This is a genomic window from Stenotrophomonas sp. 610A2 (assembly GCF_030549615.1).
GTDB classification, from domain to species: Bacteria; Pseudomonadota; Gammaproteobacteria; order Xanthomonadales; family Xanthomonadaceae; genus Stenotrophomonas; species Stenotrophomonas pigmentata.
Window position 1 is genome coordinate 1,840,026 of the sequence record NZ_CP130832.1, and the last position, 17,182, is coordinate 1,857,207.

12 protein-coding genes are annotated in these 17,182 nt (G+C 63.2%); 8 read left to right on the top strand and 4 right to left on the bottom strand.

The features are described 5' to 3' along the window. Window positions 1-360 precede the first annotated feature (360 nt). From Q5Z11_RS08390 to Q5Z11_RS08415, 5 genes are all read left to right on the top strand, one after another. Window positions 361-1,563: a DUF418 domain-containing protein gene (locus Q5Z11_RS08390; RefSeq protein WP_303749579.1), complete on the top strand. Its 1,203-nt coding sequence runs from the start codon at window positions 361-363 to the stop codon at window positions 1,561-1,563. 200 nt (window positions 1,564-1,763) lie between these two features. Next, window positions 1,764-3,116: a glutathione-disulfide reductase gene (gorA, locus tag Q5Z11_RS08400; protein WP_303749580.1), complete on the top strand. Its 1,353-nt coding sequence runs from the start codon at window positions 1,764-1,766 to the stop codon at window positions 3,114-3,116. Window positions 3,117-3,404: 288 nt separating this feature from the next. Further along, the gene (locus tag Q5Z11_RS08405; RefSeq protein WP_303749999.1) at window positions 3,405-4,328 is read left to right on the top strand and encodes a DMT family transporter; all 924 of its coding nucleotides are present in this window, start codon (window positions 3,405-3,407) and stop codon (window positions 4,326-4,328) included. Continuing rightward, window positions 4,226-4,669, top strand: coding sequence for an MGMT family protein (locus Q5Z11_RS08410; protein ID WP_405051663.1), 444 nt, complete (start codon window positions 4,226-4,228; stop codon window positions 4,667-4,669). Before Q5Z11_RS08405 ends, Q5Z11_RS08410 begins: the two co-directional genes overlap by 103 nt. 41 nt (window positions 4,670-4,710) lie before the next feature. Continuing rightward, on the top strand, window positions 4,711-5,355 hold the full coding sequence (locus Q5Z11_RS08415) for a rhomboid family intramembrane serine protease (protein ID WP_303749582.1): 645 nt from the start codon (window positions 4,711-4,713) through the stop codon (window positions 5,353-5,355). Window positions 5,356-5,583: 228 nt separating this feature from the next. On the opposite strand, the gene Q5Z11_RS08420 is transcribed toward Q5Z11_RS08415, so the two are convergent. Both Q5Z11_RS08420 and Q5Z11_RS08425 read right to left on the bottom strand, forming a co-directional pair. Continuing rightward, entirely contained in the window at window positions 5,584-7,593 is a 2,010-nt protein-coding gene (locus tag Q5Z11_RS08420) for a M13 family metallopeptidase (RefSeq protein ID WP_303749583.1), read from the bottom strand. A gap of 283 nt (window positions 7,594-7,876) precedes the next feature. Next, window positions 7,877-9,973, bottom strand: a complete 2,097-nt coding sequence (locus Q5Z11_RS08425; RefSeq protein ID WP_303750000.1) for a M13 family metallopeptidase — start codon at window positions 9,971-9,973, stop codon at window positions 7,877-7,879. A gap of 169 nt (window positions 9,974-10,142) precedes the next feature. On the opposite strand from Q5Z11_RS08425, the gene Q5Z11_RS08430 reads away from it, so the two are divergent. Next, window positions 10,143-11,744 carry a phytoene desaturase family protein gene (locus tag Q5Z11_RS08430; protein ID WP_303749584.1) on the top strand — a complete coding sequence of 534 codons (1,602 nt, stop codon included), beginning with the start codon at window positions 10,143-10,145 and terminating at the stop codon, window positions 11,742-11,744. A gap of 214 nt (window positions 11,745-11,958) precedes the next feature. On the opposite strand, the gene Q5Z11_RS08435 is transcribed toward Q5Z11_RS08430, so the two are convergent. Beyond that, window positions 11,959-15,048 (bottom strand): TonB-dependent receptor domain-containing protein, encoded by a 3,090-nt coding sequence (locus tag Q5Z11_RS08435; RefSeq protein WP_303749585.1) that lies wholly within the window; start codon window positions 15,046-15,048, stop codon window positions 11,959-11,961. Window positions 15,049-15,321: 273 nt separating this feature from the next. Between Q5Z11_RS08435 and apbC the strand changes: the two genes are divergently transcribed. After that, window positions 15,322-16,179, top strand: coding sequence for an iron-sulfur cluster carrier protein ApbC (apbC, locus tag Q5Z11_RS08440; RefSeq protein ID WP_303749586.1), 858 nt, complete (start codon window positions 15,322-15,324; stop codon window positions 16,177-16,179). A gap of 177 nt (window positions 16,180-16,356) precedes the next feature. Further along, the gene (gene dcd / locus Q5Z11_RS08445; protein WP_282266583.1) at window positions 16,357-16,929 is read left to right on the top strand and encodes a dCTP deaminase; all 573 of its coding nucleotides are present in this window, start codon (window positions 16,357-16,359) and stop codon (window positions 16,927-16,929) included. 72 nt (window positions 16,930-17,001) lie between these two features. Here dcd and Q5Z11_RS08450 read toward each other — a convergent pair whose 3' ends face one another. Continuing rightward, window positions 17,002-17,169: a LiaI-LiaF-like domain-containing protein gene (locus Q5Z11_RS08450; RefSeq protein ID WP_089153126.1), complete on the bottom strand. Its 168-nt coding sequence runs from the start codon at window positions 17,167-17,169 to the stop codon at window positions 17,002-17,004. Window positions 17,170-17,182 lie beyond the last annotated feature (13 nt).

The following is a 17,182-nucleotide window of genomic DNA, read 5'->3' on the forward strand; positions in this document are numbered from 1 at the left end:
CAGCACCGGAACGGCCCGCCAACGCGGGCCGTTCTGCGTTGCGGGGCGGGTGGTATGTAGTGCCGAGCCATGCTCGGCATTACGGTCCTCGCTTTTGCTTAAAGCCCCTCTCCCGCTTGCGAGGGGAGAGAGACCGCCTGCGAACCAGCGGTTCGCGGTTTCTCGAGCGCCCTTGCGTCAGCGCAAGGGCCGGGGCGCGGAGCGGGGGTTGGGGTGAGGGCAGCTGTTTGGCATTGCCGGTAAAGCTCCTGCCGAGCATGGCTCGGCACTACAGGTGACTCCGGTAAAGCCCCTGCCGGGCATGGCCCGGCATTACATTGATCTGGCGTGCTCTAATCGCGCTCCTGTTGCTGAAGGATCTTGCCGTTGTCCTCTTCTGCTTTTCAGCCCGTGGCGGCCAATGAGCGCATCGCGACTCTGGATGTACTGCGCGGCTTTGCCTTGTTCGGCATCCTGCTGATGAACATGGAGGCCTTCAGCGGGCCTTTGGATATGTCGTTCACCGGCATCGATCCGCATTGGCAGGGCTGGGACTACTGGGCCGATGCCTTTGTCTACGTCTTCGTGCAAGGCAAATTCTTCACGCTGTTCTCGCTGCTGTTTGGTGCCGGCTTCGCGGTGATGGCGCAACGGGCAAGCATCGCCGGACGCGACTTCACCCGCTTCTATCTGCGCCGCAGCCTGGGCTTGTTGATCATTGGCATGCTACATGCGGTGCTGCTGTGGTCAGGCGACATCATGGTTGCGTACGCGTTGTTGTCGTTCGTATTGCTGGCCTTCCGTGAGGCCCCGCGCAGCTGGCTGCCGGCGCTTGGGGCGGTGGCCTATCTGGGCGCGGCGGCATTGATGCTGTTGCTGGGCGCACTGATGCAGTTCGCCCCGGCCGATGCAGCAAGCGCGCAGGCCTCTGCCGCAGCAAGTGCAATCGAAGCGCAGCGGCAGGCATACGGGCACGGAAGTTACCTGCAGGCCCTCGCGCAGCGTCTGCGTGACGTCGCTGCTTCGCTCGGTGCCTTGCCGGTTGTGGGGCCGCAGGTGCTGGGCATGTTCCTGATCGGCGCCTGGTTCGCACGCAGCGGTGCCATCGCCGAACCCGCGCACTATCCGCGTCTGTGGGCTGCACTGCGCTGGTTGCTGCTGCCGCTGGGCATCGCGGTGATGCTCTGCAGCGTTTATCTGCAGTCTTACACCCCGCCAGGACGCTTCGATATGCGCGGCGCCGCGGCCTACGCGTTGACGGCGGTCGCGGGCCTGCTGATGTGTCTGGGTTATCTGGCTTGGGGAGTGCGCTGGAGCCGCTACCTGCACTGGCTGGCACCGGCTGGGCGCATGGCCTTGAGCAATTACCTCGGGCAATCGCTGGTCTGCACCCTGGTGTTCTATGGTTATGGTCTTGGCTGGTTCGAACAGATGGGGCGGGCGTGGCAGCTGGTGTTTGCCAGCGGCCTGTTCGCATTGCAGGTGGTGATCAGCCATGCCTGGTTGCGCCGCTTCCAGTTCGGGCCGGTGGAATGGCTGTGGCGTGCGTGCACTTACCTGCAATTGCCGCCTCTGCGACGCTGATCAGGCTACGCCAGCGGGCTGATTGATCGATATGCCCGGTGGTCAGGGGCGAGGTGGCGCCATGCTCACAGATGGCTAGCGGCCGGTCATGGCATGCTCGGCATAAGCATGAGCAGTGGGAGCTGGCAATTTATGACTGATTTGATCACAGGGCAGGCGCTTGCCATCGCCTCTGCGTCCTTTCGCGCGGAGTGCTTTCAATGAGTGCACGCAACTATGACGTGGTGGTGCTGGGCGGTGGCTCGGGTGGCTTGGCCGCTGCGTTCCGCGCCGCATCGTATGGCGCCAAGGTGGCGATGCTGGAACCCGCGCCGCTCGGTGGCACCTGCGTCAACGTAGGCTGCGTGCCGAAGAAGGCGATGTGGTTGGCGGCGGACCTGGCCGAGCGCATTGGTCTGGCGCGGCGGATGGGTTTCGACGTGCCGGCGGAGCCGGCGCTGGCCTGGCCAACGTTGCTGGAGCGGCGCAAGCTCTACATCTCGAATATCCACGCCAGCTACCAGAAGCGGCTGGACGAGACCGGTGTTGTGCGCATCAGCAGCCGTGGCCACCTGATTGATGTGCACACGGTGCAGTGCGAGGACGGGACGCAATTCCGCGCCGAGCACATCGTCATCGCGACTGGTGCGCATCCGCTCAAGCCAGAACTGCCGGGCGCGGAGCTGGGCGGCGTCTCGGATGACTTCTTTGCATTGCAGGCGCGGCCCGACCGGGTAGCGCTGATTGGTGGTGGCTACATCGCGGTGGAACTTGCCGGTGTACTGCGTGCCTTGGGCAGCGAGGTTGCCTTGCTGGTGCGCGGCCAGCGCCTGCTGGACAGATTCGATGCGGAAGTCTCGGACCAGCTGGCGGAGAACCTGCGCCTGCAGGGCGTCGAGCTGCACTTCGGTTGCAAGGTGGAAGCGCTGCAGCGGCAGCAGAAGCAGATCCGCGCGCAGCTCGATAATGGGCCCGAACAGGCGTTGTTCGACACCGTGCTGTTCGCCACCGGACGCGGCCCGAATACACGCGGACTGGGTTTGGAGCAGGCCGGCGTGAAGCTGGGCGAGAAAGGGCAGGTCGAGGTGGACGATCACCAGAACACCTCGGTTCCGGGCATTTACGCGGTCGGCGACGTGACTGGCCGGGTGACCTTGACGCCGGTCGCGATTGCGGCGGCACGCAGGCTGATGGACCGCGTGTTGGGCGGGCAACCGGAGGCCAGGCTCGATTACGAAAATGTTCCCAGCGTGGTGTTCGCGCATCCGCCGCTGGGTAGCGTTGGCTTGAGCGAAGAAGAAGCGAGCAAGCGTTTCAGCAAGGTGAGCACGTTTTACAGCCGGTTCCGGCCGATGCTGCAGGCACTGGGACAGGGCGAAGTGCGCAGCCTGTTCAAGATGGTCTGCGCTGGCGAGGACGAGAAGGTGGTTGGTATCCATCTGCTGGGTGAAGGCGCGGATGAGATCCTGCAGGGCTTTGCGGTGGCGCTGAAGGCCGGGGTGACGCGCAGGCAGATGGAGGAGACAGTGGCGATCCATCCGACCTCGGCTGAGGAAGTTGTTTTGATGCGTTGAGGTTTTTGGCTTGGTAGCAGGGATAGCGCCAAGAGCACCCCTCCTCAATCCTCCCCTGCGCTGCGCGCAAGGGAGGAGGCTGGTCCTGCATCTGCTCCCTCCCGTTGCCGAAGGCTATGCCTTCGGGCCGGGCGGGTTGGGGAGGGGTGCTGTTGATCTTGCTTCTTCTCCGGTAAACGCCTTGGTCTTACCCGTCAGCCCGTAGAAATCCCGCAGCGCCCATAATAGAAAGCCATCTCCCCCGGATGCTGTAACACCGTGACTGCTCCAACCGCGCGCGAAGCCACCGTGGCCGCGCCACCATTACCAACCAGCTCGCGCCGCTTGTTGATCAGCGGTCTGCTGCTGGCTGCCACCGGCGCGATCGCCGCATCCGGCAAGGCGGTGATCGTCAAACTCGCCTACCGGCATGGTGCCGACGCCACTGCCTTGCTGGCGCTGCGGATGATGATCGCGTTTCCGTTCTTCATCGCCATGGGCATGTGGGCGGCACGACGCGCGCAGCCGTTGTCTGTCGGCGACCGTTGGCGGGTACTGCTGCTTGGCTTCAGTGGCTATTACCTGTCCAGCTACCTGGATTTCCTCGGCCTGCAATACATCAGCGCCACGCTGGAGCGCTTGATTCTGTATCTCAGCCCCACGCTGGTGGTGCTGATTGCGCTGGTGGTGCTCAAGCAACGGCCCACGCGCATCCAGGTGGCGGCCTTGCTGGTCAGTTACCTCGGCGTGTTGTTGGCCTTCGGTCATGACATCCAGCTCGAAGGACGGCGTACCCTGATCGGCTCGGCCTTGGTGTTCGCCAGTGCGCTGAGCTATGCGGTATACCTGTTCGGCAGTGGCCAGGCGGTGGTGCGGATTGGTGCGGTGCGCCTGACTGCCTACGCGAGCATGGTGGCCTGCGTGTTGTGCATCGGTCAGTACCTGCTGTTCCAGCCTTGGGATGCGTTGTGGGAGTACGCACCGCCGGTGTACTGGCTGTCACTGCTCAACGGCACGGTGTGTACCGTCCTGCCGGTGTTGGCGATCATGATCGGGGTCAAGCGGATTGGTTCCTCGCTGGCCGCGCAGGTGAGTATGCTGGGGCCGGTTTCCACAATTGTGCTCAGCGTATGGCTGCTCGACGAACCGATGGGCATTTGGCAAAGCGCCGGGACGGTGCTGGTGCTGTTCGGCGTGCTGCTGGTGGGCAGCGGCGTGGCGAAGAAGCGGTGAGCACCGAGGCCGCTGCCGCCGCCGGCCATGCGCGCATCCTTGAGGCGATTCGCACCATCCCGCGCGGACAGGTGATGGGCTATGGCGAAGTGGCGGCCAAGGCCGGATTGCCCGGTCGTGCACGACTGGTCGCACGTCTGCTGGGCAGCAATGAGGACCCGGAGCTGCCTTGGCACCGGGTGCTGCGCTCTGACGGACGCATCGCCATGCCCGAGGGCTCGCGCGGTTGGCGCGAGCAGAGCCAGCGGCTGCGGGCCGAGGGTGTGGTGGTGGAGAACGGCAGGGTGAAGCGCCCCAAACCGCCGCGCAGCCTGGACGAGGCGATCTGGGGCCCGGGCTAGCCGCTGCGGCTATCATGGGGCCAGTTCCCCCGGATGCCACCATGTTCCCGCGCCTTCCAAAAATCACCCAGACGCTGCTGATCGCCAACGTCGTGCTGTTCCTGTTGCAGCAGCTGCCGCAGACGGCGGGCATCTTTACCCAGTTGATGTTGTGGCCGCTGGGTTCGCAGCAGGTCTTCAGCGACTCACCGGGATTTGAGCCGTGGCAGCTGCTGAGCTACGGCTTCCTGCATGGCAGCTTCGGTCATCTGTTCTTCAACATGCTTGCGCTCTTCATGTTCGGTGCGCCGCTGGAGATGACCTGGGGCGAGAAGCGCTTCCTGACCTATTACATGGTGTGTGTGGTCGGCGCTGGCCTCTGCCAGTTGCTGGTGGCTGCGTTTGCTGGTGAATACAACCCGGTGCTGGGAGCCTCGGGCGGCGTGTTCGGCCTGCTGTTGGCCTACGGCATGTTGTTCCCGAACCAGCGGGTGGTGCTGTTGTTCCCGCCTATCCCGATGAAGGCACGTACTTTCGTGATCGTGTTTGGTGCGATTGAGCTGCTGTTGGGCTTCACCGGCTGGCAGCCTGGCGTAGCCCACTTCGCTCACTTGGGCGGCATGTTGTTTGGCTGGTTGCTGATCCGCTACTGGCGCGGGCAGCCGCCGTTCAACAAGCGTGGCCCGCATCTGCGCCGTGTCAAATAGCAAGCAACTGTAGTGCCGAGCCATGCTCGGCAGGGCTCTACCGATAAAGCCCAAAGATGTGGTGCCGAGCCATGCTCGGCAGGGGCTCTACCGATAAAGCCCAAAGATGTAGCGCCGAGCCATGCTCGGCAAAGGGGCATCACCGGTAAAGCCTCAGCCGAGCATGGCTCGGCTCTACAAAAACAAAAGAAAGCCGCGGAATCCGCGGCTTTTTTCTTCAGCGAGGCATCAGCGCCAGATCCTGATCTGCTCGGCGTCGGTGCGCTGCATCGGCTGGCCCAGCTTGCAGCTGAAGCTGGCACCAAATGCCGGCAGGTTGGAGAGAGGTGCGTTGCTGCGCCAGCGGCCCGGGGCGCGCACGTCGGTACGCAGGCGCTGCAGTGCTTCGTTCGGCGACAGCTGCTGTGCCCACAGGCTGGTCCAGCCCTTGAAGAAATCCTGCTTGTCGGCCGGTTTGGCATCGGCCTGGGCGGCGCTGAAAGCTTCCCATGCGATCTCCATGCCCGACAGGTCGGCCATGTTCTCGTCACGTGTCAGTTCGCCGTTGACCTTTGCGTCCTTGACGCCCGGGAAGGCATAAGCGCTGTACTGGGCGGCGACGCGGTTGCCAAGCAGGGTCCAGGCGCTCTTGTCGGCCGGCGTCCACCAGCTGCGCAGTTCGCCCTTGGCGTCGATCATCGCGCCCTTGACGTCGATGGCGCGGCTGACTTCGTGTGCGACCAGGCCACCGAAGGCACCGAACTTCTCGGCGCTGCTGGCGTTGCCTGCAAAGATCGGGCCCTGCAGTGCTGCAGCAGTGACGATCAGGCGGTTCTGGGCGATGTCATAGGCGATCGACGGCTGCTGCGGCAGCACGTCCCAACGACGGTCGGCGTTGCCCTTGCCGATGCGCTTCATTTCCTGGGCGTGGCGCCAGGTGGAAGCGATCAGGATGTTGCCGCCGAAGCTGCCACGGCCCATCGGCTGCACGGTGTAGTCGAGGTCGCGCAGCGGGGTGCCGATCTCGATCTTCATCGCCGCCAGTTTGGCTTCGGCTTCGGTCTTGGCCTCGGCGCTGAGCCAGGTGCTGCGCTTGACTGCAGCGATCTGTGCTTCGCGGATCTGGTCGACCATTACGCCGGCCTGGCGGCGGGTATCACGGTTGAGATAGGTGTTGGCGTATTCGTGGCCCAGCATCGGGCCGGCGGCCACGTTGATGGCGTCGAGCACGGCGTCCTGACGCGACGGTGCAATGGTCTGGCCACGCAGCACGCGGCCACGGAATTCAAACTCGGCGTCGCGGTAGGCCTTGGACAGGTACGGCGCCATCGAGTCACCCACGCGCCAGCGCAGGTAAGCCTTCCACTGGTTGGCCGGCAGGCGGCTGACCATGCCATTGAGCTGCTGGAACAGGGTCGGGTCGGCCAACGACACCAGGTCGTCGTTGACGCCCTGCGCCTTCAGGAAGGCATCCAGCTGCAGGTTGCGGTAACGGCTGTTCAGGTCCTTGGTGGCGACAGGCGCGTAGTTGTTGAACGGGTTGTTGATGTCGGCCACCGAGTGCGCGCTGCGCGCCAGTTCGGTCTCCAGCTGGATGACCAGTGCCGATTCGGCATCAAGCTGCGCGGCCGGGGTGCCGGTCAGCGCCAGGATCTGCTTCACGTAGCCGCGGTAGCGGCCCATCAATGCGACGGTTTCGGCATCGGTGCGGGTGTAGAACGCCGGGTCCGGCAGGCCGGTACCACCCTGCATGAAGTAGCCGATGTGGCGGTCCAGCGCCTTCAGGTCGACGTCCGGGGCGAAGTTGAATGCCACCGGGATGCCAACCTGGTGCAGCGCGGCGATCGAGGCCGGGATGTCCTTGGCCTTCTTGATGGCGTTGATGCGGGTCAGCAGCGGCGCGATCGGCTTGGAGCCATCGGCTTCGACTGCGGCTTCATCCAGGCCGCTGGCCCAGAAATCACCCAGCAGCTTCTGCACATTGCCCTGCGGTGCGGTCATCGCGCCATCCAGCAGCTGGCGCTGCTGGGTGCGGGTGTTGTCTGCCAGGGTGCCGAGGGCGCTGACCGCGCCGGTCTGCGGCACCGGGTTGGCCTTGAGCCAGTTGCCGTTGGTGGTTTCGTAGAAGTCCGTACAGGCCGCGCTCACTGCCGGTGCCCGAGCCGCAGGTTTTTTGCGGGCGGCCTGCGCATCGTTGGTGGACAGCACGGTCACCAGGGAGAAGGCCAGGGCCAGTGTAAGTGGGCGAACGTTAGGCATGTGGTGCATATCCGCAGAAGGACAAAGTGGGCGGAGTTTAACAAGCTGGCGGCGGATTGGTGCCGGGGCAGGGCACGGATTTGGGTACTGCATCAAAACCAGTGGTTGTGGGAGCGGCGTCAGCTGCGAAGTCACTGCAGTTGATGCGGCTGGCATTGACTGGATTGCGTTGACTCGTGGTGCTTTGGATTTGGTCGGCTTCGCGGCTTACGCCGCTCCTACAAAAAAAAGAAGAAGGCCCGGCAATGCCGGGCCTTCTTCGGGTCTCACTGCAGGGCAGCGATTACCAGATCACAACCTGCTTGTCGCCAGCACGGACCATCGGCGAACCGGCCTTGCACTGGAACGCAGCGGCGAAGGTCGGCAGGTTCGACGGCGCACCCATGGCGCGGAACTGCGCCGGGGCGTGCGGATCGGTAGCCAGGCGGACCTTGGCGTTTTCGGCGGTGTACTTGGTACGCCACACGGTTGCCCAGTTGAAGAAGAAGCGCTGGTCGCGGGTGAAACCGTCAACCTTGGCGTCTTCCTTGCCGGCCGAAGCCTTCTGCAGGGCGTCATAAGCCGTGGCCAGGCCGCCCAGGTCGGCGATGTTCTCGCCCAGGGTCAGCGAGCCGTTGACGCTCTGGTCGCCCACCTTGTACTCGTTGAACTGGTTGACCAGCTTGCCGGTCAGGCCAGCGAAGCCCTTCGAATCCGCCGGGGTCCACCAGTTCTCGAAGTTGCCGGTCGGGCCGAAACGGCTGCCCTGGTCGTCGTAGCCGTGGGTCATTTCGTGGCCGATGACCGCACCGATGCCGCCGTAGTTCAGCGCGTCGTCGGCGTTCGGATCGAAGAACGGCGGCTGCAGGATGGCGGCCGGGAACACGATCTCGTTCTGCAGCGGGTTGTAGTAGGCGTTGACGGTCTGCGGGGTCATGCCCCACTCGGTCTTGTCCACCGGCTGGCCGATCTTGGCCAGCGCCCACTTGTAGTTGAAGGCATTGGCAGCGCGCACATTGCCCAGGTAGTCATCGTGGGTGGTGCTCAGGCCGCTCCAATCACGCCACTTGTCCGGGTAGCCGATCTTCGGGGTGAAGGTTTCCCACTTGGCGATGGCCTTGGCCTTGGTTTCGTCGCTCATCCAGGTCAGGTTCTGGATGCGGTCCTTCAGGGCGCCGGCGAGGTTCTTGACCAGCTCTTCCATCTTGGCCTTGGACTCGGGCGAGAAGGCGACCTTCACGTACATCTGGCCGAAGGCATCGCCGGCATCGCTTTCGATCGTGCCAAGCACCTGCTTCCAACGCGGCTTGATTTCCTTCTGGCCGTTCAGTTCCTTGCCGTAGAACGCGTAGTTCTCCTGCACGAACTCATTGCTCAGGTAAGGCGCGGCGCCGTCCACGGTGTGGAAGCGCAGGTAAGCGCGCCAGGCTGCCGGGTCGGTGTCGGCCAGCATCTTGCTCACTTCCGCGTGGAAGGCCGGCATGGCCAGCGAGAACGTTGCCGGCGCGGCAATGCCCTGGGCCTGGAAGAACGCAGTCCAGCTGAAGTTCGGGGTCAGCTTGTCGGCATCAGCCACGGTGACCGGGTTGTAGTACAGCGAGACGTCGCGCGACAGCTCGACGCTGGACTTGGAGGCCTTGGCAAGACGGGTCTCGAACTTGATCACCTCCTCGGCCTGCTTGGCGGCGTCGGCCGCGGCCACGCCGCTCAGCTCCAGCACCTTGGCCACGTGGGCCTTGTAGGCGTTGAGCTTGTCGGCCTTGCTGGCGTCGGTGTAATAGGTGGTGTCCGGCAGGCCCAGGCCGCCCTGGCTGGCGTAGGCCATGTTCATGGACGAATTCTTGAAGTCCGCTTCCGGGCCGAAGCCAAACAGGAAGTTCTCGCCCTTGGCAGCCGTGCTGCGCAGGTAGTCAGCCAGTGCGGCGGTATCCTGCAGGCCATCAATCGCAGCCAGATCAGCCTTCAGCGGGGTGATGCCCAGCGAATTGATCTTGGCTTCGTCCATGCCGGCGGCCCAGAAGTCACCGACGATCTTTTCGATGCCGGTGGCGTTCTTCATCGCCGCGGCCTGCTCGGCCAGCTGGTGCTGCACGGCAACCGAGCGCTCGTCGAGGATGGTGAAGGCGCCCCAGCTGGTGCGGTCGGCCGGAATTTCGTTGGCGTTGAGCCACTTTTCGTTCACGTAGCCGTTGAAATCGGTACAGGCGTCCTTGCTGGCGTCGATGTCGGCGGCAGTGAAGGCGTTGTAGGCCGGCAGCTTGGACTCGTCCAGCTTCAGCTCATTGGCGGCTGCCGCGGCCGGCGCGGCTGCCGGAGCTGCCGGGGTCTCTTCTTTCTTGCAGCCGATCAGCGCGGCCGAGACGGCCAGGGACAGCAGCAGGATCTGGGGTTTGCGAACGATCACGGGATAGGCCTCCGGGCCGATTTCAGAGCATGAGTGAGGCCGCGGAGTCCGGGGCCGAAGCAGGAAGATACGCCTGAAACCGATCGCGCAGGGGTGTAGAAGGTAATGGGTCGCAGTCGGCATATTCCTATGGGCGGCGACGGCTGGCCGATGCTATACAGCGGGAATGACCAAGACATCGAGCAGGCGGTGGGACGCGATCCTGATTGGCGGCGGCCATAACGGACTCGTATGTGCGGCTTATCTGGCCAAGGCCGGCAAACGCGTGCTGGTGCTGGAGCGGCGTTCAGTGGTGGGTGGCGCTGCGGTTACCGAGGAGTTCCACCCCGGGTTCCGGAACTCGGTGGCTTCTTATACGGTGTCCTTGCTGCAGCCCAAGGTGATTGCCGATCTGGAGCTGGAGCGGCACGGATTGCGGGTGGTTTCGCGAAAGCTCAACAACTTCCTGCCCCTGGGCAACGGCGAGTATCTATTGGCCGGGGCAGGTCGCACTGCCGAGCAGGTTGCGCGCTTTTCCGCGCGTGATGCGGCGCGCCTGCCCGAGTACGAACAGCGCTTGGAGATTTTTGCCGATGTGCTGCGTGCGCAGGCGCTGCAGGCACCGCCCAATATCAGTGGTGCGAGTTGGTTGCGGGCGTTGCCGGAGCTGTGGAAGGCAGGGCAGCTGGGCCGGCAGCTGCAGCGCCTGGATCCGGGCTTGCAGCAGGAGTTGATGGATCTGTTCACCATCTCGGCCGCCGAGTACCTGGACCGTTGGTTCGAAAGCGCACCGATCAAGGCCTTGTTCGGTTTCGATGGAATCGTCGGCAACTACGCAAGCCCCTACGCTCCCGGTACCGCATACGTGTTGTTGCACCATGTGTTTGGTGAAAGCAATGGCGTCAAAGGCGCCTGGGGACATGCCATCGGCGGCATGGGCGCGATCACCCAGGCGATGGCGCGTTCGGCGATTGAAGCCGGTGTCGAGATTCGTACCGATGCCGCTGTAGAGAAGGTGCTGGTAGAGCAGGGTCGTGCAGTCGGCGTCGTACTGGCCGATGGCGAAGTGCTGCGCGGCTCGGCCATCGTTGCCAACGTCAATCCGAAGCTGATGTACGAGCGACTGTTCGATCCTGCGGATGTGCCGCCGGCCACACTGGAGCGCATGGCCAACTGGCGCTGCGGCTCCGGAACATTCCGGATGAACGTGGCTTTGTCGAAACTGCCTGAATTCAGTGTATTGCCGGGGCAGGGCGATCATCTGACCGCAGGCATCATCATCGCGCCCAGCCTTGATTACATGGATCGTGCCTATCTGGATGCGCGTCAATACGGATGGTCACGCGAGCCTATCGTCGAGATGCTGATCCCCAGTACCTTGGATGATTCGCTGGCACCAGCGGGGCAACACGTGGCAAGTCTGTTCTGCCAGCACGTAGCGCCGCAGCTGCCCGATGGTCGCAGCTGGGATGACCACCGCGAGGAAGTGGCGGATCTGATGATCGCCACCGTCGACAAGCACGCGCCGGGTTTCGCGGCTTCGGTGCTCGGCAGGCAGATCATGAGCCCGCTGGATCTGGAGCGGACCTTTGGTTTGATCGGCGGCGATATCTTCCACGGTGCATTGAGCTTGAACCAGTTGTTCAATGCACGGCCGATGCTGGGACAGGCGGGGTACAGGGGAGCGCTGCCAGGACTCTATCTGTGCGGTTCGGGGGCCCATCCGGGTGGAGGGGTTACCGGGGCGCCTGGGCACAATGCGGCGTCTGTGGTTCGGCAGGACCTCTGAACTGCGCTGCGGGAGATCAATTTGTGTTCGGTCGCCCTTCGCTGCATACGCGCTGTCTGGTGTCGAGGCACTGGGTTGATTGCCGCAAGGTCCAGGTCGCGTGGTTGGCGAAAGCGGATGTCGCTCTTCGCGTGCCGATAGGCATCAGCGAATAGTGGCTGAAATGAAGAAAGCCCGGCATTTGCCGGGCTTTCTCTTTGAACCAAGCCAGTGATTACTGGAACTTGTAACGCAGGGACAGCATGAAGCGGCGGCCCAGCGAGTCCAGCACGTACGGGAACGGACCGATGTCGTCAGTGAGGTTGATGACCGCCAGGTTCAGGCGGGCATTCTCGGTGAAGCGGTAGCTGACGTTTGCATCCCAGGTGGTCCAGCTGTCACGAACGAAGTGCTGGCGGCTTTCCGGCGTAGCGACCAGGCTGAACTGCGCGCTGCTGGTGTAGTTCGCCGCGAAGCCTGCGCTCCAGTTGCCGATCTTGTGCTGTGCGGTCCAGCGGAACTGGCGCTTCGGCTCATTGAAGGTGCCGACCTGTTCCACGAACGGGACTTCCGGGCTGGCGGCCTGGCCGCGATTCTTCGGCATGTAGCCGTAGAAGCCGAGATCCAGACGGCCGAAGCGGTCCATCTCCAGACGGTAGTCCACTTCGGCAGTCCAGCCACGGAACATCAGGACCGGGCCGTTGCCGAACTGGGTCTTGATGTCGGTAGCAGCAGCGGTGACCGGGTCACGGGTGACCAGGCTGCAGAAGCGGTTGGCGTTCGGGATGTCGTTGACGTTGAAGTCCGGGTTGTCAAAGCAGCCGGTGATGATGTCGTTCGGGCTGAGCGCGGTGATGACGTCGGTGATCTCGATGTCGTACCAGTCAGCAGCGACGCGCAGGCCGTTGAGCCATTCCGGAGCAAAGACGATGCCTGCGGTCCACGACTCTGCCTTTTCATTCTTCAGGCCGGTGTAACCGTTGCTGGAGCCCAGCGTGTTGGTCGGCGAAGCGACGAACGACGACGGGTTCACGCTCGGGTAGGCCGCGAAGAATGCGTTGCAGTTGTTGCGACGTACGGTCGGGTTGCTGCCGCCGCCGATCGCCGCCAGGGTGCAGACTTCCGGGATGGTGTAGAAGGCCGGCTGCTGGTTGGTATACAGCTCGGCAATCGACGGTGCGCGCATTGACTGGGTCTTGTTACCGCGCAGCTGGATGCCAGCGAACGGCTCGTACTGCAGACCATAGGTGAACGCGGTGAAGCCACCAGCGACCGAGTTGTCGACGCGACGTACCTTGCCGGTAATGTCCAGGCGATGCAGGCCCGGCAGGCCCCAATCCGGGTTGAACAACGGAGCAAGGAACTCGGCAAACACTTCATTGGTGTTGTATTCGCCGTGCGCGGACTGGATCGGCACCGAGCGGCCCTGGCCCAGACGCTGGTACTCACTCGGGGTGAACGAGCCTTCTTCGCGACGGTGTTCATAACCACCGGCGACAGCGAACTCGCCGCCCGGCAGGTCGAACAGGCCACCAGTGACGGAGGCATTGAACACGGTCTGGCGGGTCTGTGCCTTGGCAACGGTGTTGGTGGAGACGTAGTCAAGCGCTTCGCGCGATGCTTGGTTCTCACCGAACAGGTTCAGCGGACGGCAGTTGGCATCGACGGTGGTGCCGGCGGCGGCCGAATCACAGACGATGTTGCCCGATGCATCACGCTTGACGTTGATGGCGTTGATGAAGTTCTGCTGGATCAGGCCGGTGCCCAGGTAATCGAAGTCACCGCGGCCATGGACAATGCTGGCTTCCCAGTTGAAGCTGCGTTGGCCAACGTCGAAGTAACCGTCGGCGCCGATGACAGCACGGGTCAGACGGGTTTCGGTGCTGGAGTTGTTCATGCTCAGGTCGCGCGAGGAGCGCGACAGGCGGAACTCGGTGATGCCGTTGTCGGCCAGGATCTTGCGCGATTCCGCACTCAGGTACGGATTGTCGGCCCGGAACAGGAGGGCACCGCTCAGAGCGCCGGTGCCGTTGTTGTTGGCGCGGCCGAACGAGATCGCGTTGTAAATGTTCTGGTCCAGTGTTTCGCGGGCGGTCGCTTCGTAACGTGACAGTTCGAAGAAGCCGCGCACGGAGTCGGTGAAGTCGAAGCTGCCGTTGGCGTAGACACTACGGCGCTCGAGGTCGGCGATCAGCGGGACCGTCTCGTTCAGGTTCAGGCCGTCACCACCGGAGGCGTTGCCGCCTGCGTAGCTGGTGCCCGGGTCGAACGCGACCAGATTGCCGGTGTTGTTGAATTGCCACAGCTTGTTCTGCGGACCGAAGCCGGCGATGGCGCCAAGCGGGTCGCGGGTGTAGCTGGCGACATTGGGCAGCACCAGACCGCCGAAGGTCATGCTGGCGATACGGCGGTTCTGGATCCAGACCTGGTCGGCGATGCCATCAGCCGCACCCGTATTGAACGGGATGCTGCCGTCGATGCGGCCGTCGCTGCCCGGGGTGCGGCCCGGCTGCCACAGTGCGGCATTGGCGGCGGTCGGGTTGGTCTGCAGGCTGTAGCCCCGGCGGTAGAAGTCACGCTGCAGGGCATTGACGCCTTCGCTGTTGTCGAGCTCGGCAGCAATCGTGATGTTGCCGCGGTCGTCAGCGAAGTTGGTGCCAAAGATGGCTGCCCACGAGTAACGGTCGTTGTCGTGCTTGCTGGTGGTGCCGTAGCCCAGCTCGACTTCCGCGCCCTGGAACTTCTCGCGCAGGATGATGTTGGTCACGCCGGAGATGGCGTCGGAGCCGTAGGTCGGAGCGCCGCCGACGCTGAGGTTCTCAACGCGGTCGACCATGATGCTCGGGATGGCGTTCATGTCGACCTGGATGCCGGAACCGCTACCAGCGCCGAAGATGGTCGGCGGGGTCGAGGTGACGTAGCGACGGCCGTTGACCAGCGTCAACAGGCGGTTGCTGCCCAGGCCGAAGCGGCTGGCAAAGTTCACGCCGGCGCCAAAACCGGCCTGGTCGCCACGCGAGCTGACACCGGCGGAGATGCCGGGAACAGTGGTCAGGGCGTCAATGAGGTTGGTCTGGCCATAGGCCTCCATGCTCTCGCGGTTGACTACAGCGGCGGGTTCAAGCGTATCGAAGCCGGCGCGATAGATGCGCGAGCCAGTGACCGTGATGCGGTCAAGCTGGGTTGCATCCTTGTTTTCAGTGGACTTCGCGGTGTCTTCGACAGGGGCTTCCTGTGCGAAGGCCGGCGAGACCGCTGCAACGAAAAGCGCCGACGTCAGCGCGAGGCTCAGCGGATTGCGGCTGAGCGACTTGTGATTTGCCATCTGTAACCCCTTCATGGATTCGTCGTTATTGGCCTTGGCTCGGCGGACAAGGCCCTCGTCCTGATTTCAAGAAAGTTTCATTTGCCGATAACTTTGGATTAACACATGGTTAACAATTTAAGTCAACGGTTAAGCAGGCGCTCATAAGCACTTGAAATGCAAAATGAAATATCTATTTCAGTAAAGCCCGCGACCGTTATCGGCAAGGCCGTTGGCAGGCCAACATTTCCGCATGAGGCTATAGTTCCGACCTTGTCTGAGAGTGCGAGGGTCATGGTGGGCGGTTCGATCACATTGGGCGGTGCCCACAAGGTGCAGAAGGGGCTTTCTCCCCATTCACGTATCCGCAATGTCATTGCGGTTGGCTCAGGAAAGGGCGGGGTGGGCAAGTCCACGACTGCGGTGAACCTGGCCTTGGCGCTGAAGGCGTTGGGCGCCAAGGTTGGTGTGCTGGATGCCGATATCTATGGTCCCAGCGTGCCGGCCATGCTTGGCCTGAGCGGGCGGCCGGAGAGCCCGGACAACAAGTCCATTGAGCCGCTGCGGGCGTTCGGGGTCGAGGCGATGTCGATCGGATTCCTGATTGAGCCCGACTCACCGATGATCTGGCGTGGGCCGATGGCCACTTCCGCGCTGACCCAGCTGTTCAATGACACGTTGTGGGGGGACCTGGATGTCCTGCTGATCGACCTGCCGCCGGGTACCGGCGATATCCAGCTGACCTTGTCGCAGAAGATCCCGGTGGCCGGAGCGGTCATCGTCACCACGCCGCAGGACATCGCGACGCTGGATGCGCGCAAGGCATTGAATATGTTTGAGAAGGTCGAGGTGCCGGTGCTGGGTATCGTCGAGAACATGGCCGTGCACACCTGCAGCAGCTGCGGTCATGTCGAGCATCTGTTCGGCGAAGGTGGCGGTCAGCGGATGGCAGAGCAGTACGGGGTGCCGTTGCTGGGCTCGCTGCCGCTGGATATTGGTATCCGTGAGCAGGGCGACGTGGGTGCGCCTATCGTGGTCGCGCAGCCGGAGTCGGGCGCGGCGAAGGCCTATATGGCGGCGGCGCAGCGGATGATGGAAGAATTGGCCAAGCGCCCACGTGCCAGCATCCCGATCCTGTCCTCGCTGATCTGAGGCGGCTGCCCGGCTGCTAGCAGGGAAGGCCCGCTCTGCGGGCCTTCCTCATATATAGATAGCGTGCGTGGAACTGGCTGCAGGGCAATTGATTGTCGGCCCATTGCTGGCTCTAGGCTAGAATCGACCACCCCCGGCCGCAGGCATGCTGCGGCACAACGTGAACAGGATCATTGAATGAGCATCAAGAGCGACCGTTGGATCCGCCAAATGTCCGAACAGCACGGCATGATCGCGCCGTACGAAGCTGGCCAGGTCAAGCAGGTGGATGGCCAGCGCATCGTCAGTTACGGCACCTCGAGCTATGGCTACGACGTGCGTTGCTCGCGTGAGTTCAAGGTGTTCACCAACATCAACTCGACCATTGTCGACCCCAAGCACTTCGACCCGAAGAGCTTCGTCGACATCGAGGCCGATGAGTGCATCATCCCGCCGAATTCGTTCGCGCTGGCACGCACGGTGGAGTTCTTCCGCATCCCGCGCGACACCCTGGTGGTGTGCCTGGGCAAGAGCACCTATGCGCGCTGCGGCATCATCGTCAACGTCACCCCGCTGGAACCGGAGTGGGAAGGTCATGTGACGCTGGAGTTCTCCAACACCACGCCGCTGCCGGCCCGCATCTACGCCAACGAAGGCGTGGCACAGATGCTGTTCTTCCAGGCCGACAAGGACGATATCTGCGAAACCTCCTACAAGGATCGCGGTGGCAAGTACCAGGGCCAGACCGGCGTTACCCTGCCGCGCACCTGAGCGCGGCCTGGGCTGGAATGAAAAAGGCGCCTTTCGGCGCCTTTTTCTGTATGCAGGATCCGCTGGAGTGGCTTACTTGCCACGCCCGAACAACATGCCGATGCCAACGGCGACCAGGATGGCCGGCCACCAGGTGGCGAGCATGCTGCCGATGTTGCCGTTGATCCAGCCGAGGTTCTTGGCCAGGAAGAACAGGCCAACGATGATCAGGATCAGGGCGGCGATCAGATTGGAGCGCATCGGCTTGCGGAGT